A 3,246-nucleotide genomic window follows, 5' to 3' on the forward strand; every position below is an offset into this window, starting at 1 on the left:
CGTGTACAGCAGCCACACGCACCAGACCACGCCGCCCACGGCGACGATAGAGATGAAATATCCCCAGAAGCCATTAACGAAATCGCTCATGACCGATTCGCTCCATCTTGTTGTCCCTGCCCGAACTCATCGGGCAGTGCGAACGGCAGCATGGCCGATTCGCGGTTGGCGCTCTGGCGGCCGCGCGAGCAGGCCCACCAGACGATGCCGAAAAAAGTTCCCATCGAGACGGCGGTGACGATCGCGCTCAGGTAGCCCAGCATGATCAGCCTCCGGCGGCCGCGGGTGCGGCGGATTGTGCGGCCGGTTGCGCGGCGGATTGGGCGGCCTTCTTGGCCGCTTCCGCCTTGGCCTGCTCGGCCTGCTTGGCCTTGCGCACGCCCACGCCCAGCCCCTGCAGGTAGGCGACCAGCGCGTCTTCCTCGGTCTTGCCTTCGATGGCCTGGGGCGCCGCGGCGATTTCCTCGTCCGAGTAAGGCACGCCCAGCTTGCGCAGGGCGCGCATGCGGTCGCTCACGTTCTCGCCGGTGATGACGGTCTTTTCCAGCCAGGGATAGGCCGGCATGTTGGACTCCGGCACCACCTTGCGCGGGTCGCGCAGGTGGATGCGGTGCCAGTCATCGGAGTAGCGTTCGCCCACGCGCGCCAGATCGGGACCGGTGCGCTTGGAGCCCCACAGGAACGGATGGTCGAACACCGATTCGGCGGCGATCGAATACGAGCCGTAGCGCTGCACTTCGGCAGCCAGCACCCGCACCTGCTGCGAGTGGCAGCCGACGCAGCCTTCGCGGATGTAGACGTCGCGGCCCATCAGGCGCAGCGCGCTGTAGGGTTCGACGCCCGCGACGGGCTGGGTCGTGCTGTGCTGGAAGAACAGCGGCACGATCTGGACCAGGCCCGCGAAGGACACCACCAGGATGCTGGCGATGATCATCCAGCCGATGTTCTTCTCGAGCGTCTGGTGGGAAAAGAAACCAGATTTCTTGTTGGCCATGATGTCCTCGTCAAACAGTGGCCGGCGCGACGGTCACGGGGACCGGCTGGCGTGCGGCATGGGGATCGTCTTGCGGAATGGCGGGGTTGACCGGCTGCGCGCCGCGCACCGTCATCCACACGTTCCAGGCCATGACGAACACACCCGACAGGAACAAGGTGCCACCCAACAAACGGATCAGGTAGTACGGAACGCGCGTCTTCAGTTCTTCCACGAAGCTGTAGACCAGGGTGCCGTCGCTGGCGGTGTCGCGCCACATGAGGCCCTGCTGCACGCCGGCGATCCACATGGCGGCGATGTACAGCACCACGCCGATGGTCGCGATCCAGAAGTGCAGTTCGATGGCCTTGACGCTGTACATCTTTTCGCGGCCGTACAGGCGCGGGATCAGGTAGTAGAGCGAACCGAAGGAGATCATGGCGACCCAGCCCAGCGCACCCGAGTGCACGTGGCCTATGGTCCAGTCCGTGTAGTGCGACAGCGCGTTGACCGTGCGGATCGACATCATCGAGCCTTCGAAGGTCGACATGCCGTAGAACGACAGCGCCGTCACCATGAACTTCAGGATCGGGTCGGTGCGCAGCTTGTACCAGGCGCCCTGCAGGGTCATGATGCCGTTGATCATGCCGCCCCAGGACGGCGCCAGCAGGATCAGCGAGAAGGTCATGCCCAGCGACTGGGTCCAGTCCGGCAGCGAGGTGTACAGCAGGTGGTGCGGGCCCGCCCACATGTACGTAAAGGCCAGCGCCCAGAAGTGGACGATGGACAGGCGGTAGGAATAGATGGGGCGGCCGGCCTGCTTGGGCACGAAGTAATACATCATGCCGAGGAAGCTGGTGGTCAGGAAGAAGCCCACCGCGTTATGGCCGTACCACCACTGCACCATGGCGTCCTGCACGCCGGAGTAGGCGGAATAGGACTTCCACAGCGACACCGGCATCTCGATGTTATTGAAGATGTGCAGGATGGCGATGGTCAGGATGTACGAGCCGAAGAACCAGTTGGCCACGTAGATGTGCTTGGAACGGCGCTTGATGATGGTGCCGAAGAACACGATGGCGTAGGCCACCCAGACCAGCGTGATCAGGATGTCGATGGGCCATTCCAGTTCGGCGTATTCCTTGCTGCTGGTGAAACCCATGGGCAAGGTGATGGCGGCGGCGACGATGACGATCTGCCAGCCCCAGAACGTGAACGCGGCCAGCGGGCCGCAGAACAGGCGCGCCTGACAGGTGCGCTGGACCACGTAGTAAGACGTCGTGAACAGCGCGCTGCCGCCGAAGGCGAAAATCACCGCGTTGGTGTGCAGCGGGCGCAGGCGGCCATAGCTCAGCCATGCGGTGTCAAAGTTCAGCTGCGGCCAGATAAGCTGCGCAGCGAGAAAAACGCCCACAGCCATGCCAACGATGCCCCACACTACCGTCATGAGCGCGAACTGCCTCACGATCTTGTAGTTGAAGGTGTCGGCCTTGCTTGCGATTGCGGCGCAATCGTTCATCGCCCTTCCCCTAAAGTAACAAATAGCTCCAGACTGCAATGATGGGACTAGTCACTAGGGGCAGCGTTGATCTGGATCAAGCATCTGGCTGCGCGCAGGGGAACGCGGCATCAGCGCAACGGGTCACGGCGCAATATCAAGCGCGCGGCTCAGCCGCGGCTGGCCGGTCCGCTGTCGTCATCGAGCAGGATGGCTCGCCCCGCGTCGTCGGTATCGTCGTACTGGCCGTTGAAAACGGCCCACCACAAGGACACGCCGATGGCCAGCACGAACAGCAGGGACAAGGGCAACAGCAGGTAGAGGATGGTCATTGCGCCGCTTCCAGCGCGGCGCCAGGCGCCAGGCCGCCGGACCAGTCGCGGCGGCACAAGCGCCACGAGTTGTAGGCGACCGCCAGCGAGGACACCAGCATGGTGATCGCGGCCAGCCACGGCGTGACCCAGCCGACCAGCGCCAGCGGCGTCATCAGCAAATGCCAGATCAGCGAACCGTACAGATTCTGGCGTGCCTTGCGGCGTGCCTCGCCCAGCAGCTCGTCCAGCGCCGCATCGGGCATGTGGGGATGGGCGGCCAGCGCCGAATGGGCGGAGGCCATGGCGGTAGGCACCGCCATCGACATGGCGCAGGGACAGCTCATCACCAGCAGCGCCACCATCACCGGGATGCTGTGCGCGGGATCGATGTAGGCCCAGGCGGCCGCGGCGGCTAGCGCCAACGCGACCTGGGCCATGACGAAGCGCGAGGCCAGGCGGTC

Annotated in this window: 4 protein-coding genes and 1 pseudogene; all 5 read right to left on the reverse strand. The window is 64.4% G+C overall.

Features of this window, described 5'->3' with window-relative positions; genetic code table 11:
- Nucleotides 1–86: 86 nt before the first annotated feature.
- Nucleotides 87–263, reverse strand: a complete 177-nt coding sequence (locus VIR09_RS02015) for a CcoQ/FixQ family Cbb3-type cytochrome c oxidase assembly chaperone (protein ID WP_332011328.1) — start codon at nucleotides 261–263, stop codon at nucleotides 87–89.
- A gap of 2 nt (nucleotides 264–265) precedes the next feature.
- Nucleotides 266–994 carry a cytochrome-c oxidase, cbb3-type subunit II gene (gene ccoO, locus VIR09_RS02020; protein WP_332011330.1) on the reverse strand — a complete coding sequence of 243 codons (729 nt, stop codon included), beginning with the start codon at nucleotides 992–994 and terminating at the stop codon, nucleotides 266–268.
- A gap of 10 nt (nucleotides 995–1,004) precedes the next feature.
- On the reverse strand, nucleotides 1,005–2,492 hold the full coding sequence (gene ccoN, locus VIR09_RS02025) for a cytochrome-c oxidase, cbb3-type subunit I (RefSeq protein WP_332011332.1): 1,488 nt from the start codon (nucleotides 2,490–2,492) through the stop codon (nucleotides 1,005–1,007).
- Between the two features lie 149 nt (nucleotides 2,493–2,641).
- Nucleotides 2,642–2,803 carry a cbb3-type cytochrome oxidase assembly protein CcoS gene (ccoS, locus tag VIR09_RS02030; protein WP_042794347.1) on the reverse strand — a complete coding sequence of 54 codons (162 nt, stop codon included), beginning with the start codon at nucleotides 2,801–2,803 and terminating at the stop codon, nucleotides 2,642–2,644.
- A pseudogene (locus VIR09_RS02035) lies at nucleotides 2,800–3,246 on the reverse strand (hypothetical protein); the annotation flags it as partial. The pseudogene VIR09_RS02035 and the gene ccoS, both read right to left, overlap by 4 nt.

It is taken from the genome of Achromobacter sp., from assembly GCF_036567245.1.
Classification (GTDB): Bacteria; Pseudomonadota; Gammaproteobacteria; order Burkholderiales; family Burkholderiaceae_B; genus Achromobacter.

What these genes read in the sequence shown, in the direction of transcription:
- ccoO (WP_332011330.1), bottom strand. Translation starts at nt 994, where the DNA reads ATGGCCAACAAGAAATCTGGTTTCTTTTCCCACCAGACGCTCGAGAAG.
- VIR09_RS02015 (WP_332011328.1), bottom strand. Translation starts at nt 263, where the DNA reads ATGCTGGGCTACCTGAGCGCGATCGTCACCGCCGTCTCGATGGGAACT.
- ccoN (WP_332011332.1), bottom strand. Translation starts at nt 2,492, where the DNA reads ATGAACGATTGCGCCGCAATCGCAAGCAAGGCCGACACCTTCAACTAC.
- ccoS (WP_042794347.1), bottom strand. Translation starts at nt 2,803, where the DNA reads ATGACCATCCTCTACCTGCTGTTGCCCTTGTCCCTGCTGTTCGTGCTG.